At 73.3% G+C, this 3617-nt stretch carries 5 protein-coding genes; 3 read left to right on the forward strand and 2 right to left on the reverse strand.

From position 1 onward, the window contains the following. Positions 1–10: 10 nt before the first annotated feature. Positions 11–439 (reverse strand): type II toxin-antitoxin system Rv0910 family toxin, encoded by a 429-nt coding sequence (locus tag AOK16_RS23645; protein WP_055474158.1) that lies wholly within the window; start codon positions 437–439, stop codon positions 11–13. 208 nt (positions 440–647) lie between these two features. Between AOK16_RS23645 and AOK16_RS23650 the strand changes: the two genes are divergently transcribed. Together AOK16_RS23650 and AOK16_RS23655 are read left to right on the forward strand one after the other, a co-directional pair. Further along, a complete protein-coding gene (locus AOK16_RS23650) occupies positions 648–1250 on the forward strand; it encodes a Clp protease N-terminal domain-containing protein (protein ID WP_055474159.1) in 603 nt (200 codons plus the stop codon). A 31-nt stretch (positions 1251–1281) separates the two neighbouring features. Continuing rightward, positions 1282–2292, forward strand: a complete 1011-nt coding sequence (locus AOK16_RS23655; protein WP_055474160.1) for an EamA family transporter — start codon at positions 1282–1284, stop codon at positions 2290–2292. Between the two features lie 253 nt (positions 2293–2545). Here the strand turns inward: AOK16_RS23655 and AOK16_RS23660 are convergent, their stop codons facing one another. Beyond that, positions 2546–3259 carry a pyridoxamine 5'-phosphate oxidase family protein gene (locus AOK16_RS23660; RefSeq protein ID WP_398719663.1) on the reverse strand — a complete coding sequence of 238 codons (714 nt, stop codon included), beginning with the start codon at positions 3257–3259 and terminating at the stop codon, positions 2546–2548. A gap of 35 nt (positions 3260–3294) precedes the next feature. Between AOK16_RS23660 and AOK16_RS23665 the strand changes: the two genes are divergently transcribed. Then, a partial coding sequence (locus tag AOK16_RS23665; protein ID WP_157859328.1) for a GntR family transcriptional regulator occupies positions 3295–3617 on the forward strand: 323 nt, incomplete at its 3' end.

Consider the following 3617-nt stretch of genomic DNA (forward strand, 5'->3'; position numbering starts at 1 on the left):
CTCCGGGGTCCTACGTCACCAACCCGCCGAGCTTGCGCAGCGATTCGTTCAGTGCCGCCGTCGCCGAGTCCTTGAGCTTGCCCGCCATGAGCGTCACCGCCGCGCCGGTGAACTCGCTGTCGATCCGCACGTGCGTGGCGTCCCCGTCCGGCGTCAGGGTGTACCGCTGCTCGAGGTTGACGCCCATCGGGCCCTTGCCCTTGGTGTGGAACACCCGGGCCGGCTCCAGGGTCTCGACCGTCCAGACCGTTTCGGCCGGGAAGCCCATGAGCTTCATGTTCTCCTCGTAGGTGGTGCCCTGTGCCAGTGGGTCGGGGCCGCCCTTGGGGAAGCTGGTGTGGGTGGCGTTCCACTCGGCGTACGACGCGAAGTCGGTGAGCTGGGCCCATACCTTCTCCGCCGGTGCCTCCAGTCGTGCCTCCGCGCTGACCTCGGCCATGCGATCACCCCTTCGTTGTCCGGTCGTCGGGCGCTCGCGGACCGTAGACCCGGGGCCTGCAACATTCAATACTGACGACCCGTCAGGTTTCTTGCGGTCCTCCTTCGCAGGTATGAGAATCCGCCCATCCATGCCCAACCATGGTGGGATGCGCAAATGCTCCCTCCCGGGGATGCTTTGGCCTTCCGGCGCCTGATGGGGTGAGAAGGTGCAAAACCGTACGCCGCCACCCGGGTTCACCGGGCCGGCCGACCCCGGAGCCGACGCCCGGCTCAGCGCGGAACTGGCGTCGGTGGTCAGCGGCGCCCGCCGCCGGGCCGTACGGGACGCGGACCGCCAGATCGACACCGCCCACCTGCTGCACGGCCTCCTGGAAGCGGACCCGGCCGTACACACCGCCTTCGAGAGCGGGGCGCAGGTCGTCCGCCTCTTCGGCTATCTCGCCCAGCGCAGCATCGGCTACGGGCTCCAATGGCACGGCAAGGTCGAGGACTCGGGCGCCGTACCCCTCGTACGCGGTGTGCGCGAGGAGGGTGAGCGCGGTGGCGAGCTCAGCCGCATGCCCGGCTGGTCCCCGACCGCCGAGGGCGCGCTGGAGAGCGCATGGGAGCGTGCCCGGGCGCGCGGAGCCGAGTGCGCCGAGGGGCTCGATCTGCTCGCCGCACTCGTTGCCGACCCCGAGTGCCGGGCCGCCGAAGTGCTCCAACGCGCGGGTGTGGACCGCGAGTTGCTGTCCGTGCGGCTCGACGGCCCCCCGCCGCCCGAGCCCGCGCGCCAGGCCTCCCCGCCGGTCAGGGGTCACTCGGGATGACGCACCTGTCCACGGCTGACATGATGACCCGATGCATGCGTCTCAGGGGAGGAGCGTCGGCCTCGGTCTCGCCTTGGCCTCGGCGTTCGCGTTCGGTGGATCGGGGGTCGCGGCCAAGCCGCTGATCGAGGCGGGGCTCGACCCGCTCCACATGGTCTGGCTGCGTGTGGCCGGCGCGGCTCTCCTGATGCTGCCCGTCGCCTGGCGCCACCGCGCCCTGGTGCGGCAACGCCCCGCACTGCTTGCCGGGTTCGGGCTGCTCGCCGTGGCGGGCGTCCAGGCCTGCTACTTCGCGGCGATATCCCGCATCCCGGTCGGCGTCGCACTGCTCGTCGAGTACCTCGGCCCCGCACTGCTGCTCGGCTGGGTGCGGTTCGTGCAGCGGCGGCCGGTGACCCGGGCCGCGGCCGTCGGCGTGGTGCTGGCCGTCGGCGGGCTCGCCTCGGTGGTCGAGGTGTGGTCCGGGCTCGGCTTCGACGCCCTCGGGCTGCTGCTGGCCTTCGGCGCGGCCTGCTGCCAGGTCAGCTACTTCGTCCTCGCCGACCAGGGCCGCGACGGCGAGGACCCGGCCGACCCGATCGGGGTCATCGCGTACGGGCTGCTCATCGGCGCCGTCGTGCTCACCGTCGTCGCCCGGCCCTGGGGCATGGACTGGTCGCTGCTCGCCGGGAGGGCGGACATGGACGGCACGGTGGTGCCCGCGATCCTGCTGCTCGCCTGGGTCGTGCTGGTCGCGACCGTCGTGGCCTACCTGACCGGGGTGCTCGCGGTGCGCCACCTCTCGCCGCAGGTCGCCGGGGTGGTCGCCTGCCTGGAGGCGGTCGTGGCGACCGTCATGGCCTGGGTGATGCTCGGCGAGCACCTGGCCGCGCCGCAGGTCATCGGCGGAGCGGCGGTGCTCGCCGGGGCGTTCATCGCCCAGACCTCGGCGCCGAAGGCGGCCTCCGACGGGCCGGTCGCCGGATCCGGTCGGCACGGGCCGGACGGCGGCGAGAACGGGCCGCAGGCGGGGGAGTTGCCCGCGTCTTCGCAGGCGACGTAGGTCGCCAGACCGCCTACTTCGCCGTCGTACGGGAGACCGGGCTGGCCGTGGCCACTGTCGTGACCTCGGCGCGGGGCCCGTACTCATCGCGCTCGGCGCCTGGTTGGCCATGGGCGAGTGGCTGGGCCGCGGCGGGTGTGAGGTGGGGGCGCCGGGCTTCGGGTCGGCGCCCTCTTGCCCAAGTGCGCGGCTCGGCCTGTGACTCGGCCCGCGGCTCAGGCCCGTGACTCAGCCCGTGTCGCAGGCCTGCGGCTCAGCCCGTGCTGCAGCCCGCGGCGAGGTAGGCGGGGAGGGGCACGGACGGGGCGAGGTCGTCCGCGGGGATCGGTGCGCCGTAGGTGCGGCTGACCGGGACGACGCCGCTCCAGTGGGGGAGTTCGAGGTCCTCCGGGTCGTCGTTGGGGCCGCCGGTGCGGATCTTCGCGGAGACCTCTTCGAGGTCCAGGCGGAGTACGGCGGTCGCGGCCAGCTCCTTGGCGTTCGCGCGGCGCGAGTCGGCGGCGCGGCCGGGGACGACGTGGTCGACCAGGGCGTCGAGCGCCGCCGAGCGCTCGGCCGGATCGGTCACCTGCCGGGCGGTGCCGTGCACCACCACGGAGCGGTAGTTGAGGGAGTGGTGGAAGGCGGACCGGGCCAGCACCAGGCCGTCCACGTGCGTGACGGTGAGGCACACCGCGAGGCCGGGGTCCGCTTCCCGCCGGCCCGCCGTGCGCAGGGGCCGGGAGCCCGTCGAACCGTGCACGTAGAGCCGCTCGCCGACGCGGGCGTAGAGCGTGGGCAGGACCACGGGCGCGCCGTCGCGGACGAAGCCGAGGTGGCAGACGTACCCGTCGTCGAGTATCGCGTGCACGGTCTCGCGGTCGTACGCCGCGCGCTCGGCGGCTCGGGTGGGGACGGTGCGGGAGGTCGGCTCGTACGCGGTGGTGGTCGCGGTCGGGGCGCTTGCCGTCGCGCTGGGGTCCGGCATGGCGATCTCCATTGAACTAGTGCATAATATTGTTTGTGCTAGGAGAGTATCGGATCGAGGGGCGGCGTGCAGCCGAGATTGCCGCCAGTGTGGAGCGGGGGATCGGCGCGGGCGAGCTGATCCCGGGCCAACCGCTGCCGCCGCTAAGGGAGTTGGCGCAGCGGCTGGACGTCAACCCGAACACCGTCGCCGCCGCCTACCGCGCGCTGCGCGACCGCGGGGTGATCGAGACGGCGGGCCGGCGCGGCAGCCGGGTGCGCGCGCGGCCGGCCAGCACGGCGCGCGAGGCGATCCGGGTGGATGTGCCGCCGGGGGTTGTCGATGTGTCCACCGGCAACCCCGACCCCGCCCTGCTGCC

It is taken from the genome of Streptomyces pathocidini (assembly GCF_001418495.1).
Taxonomy (GTDB): Bacteria; Actinomycetota; Actinomycetes; order Streptomycetales; family Streptomycetaceae; genus Streptomyces; species Streptomyces pathocidini.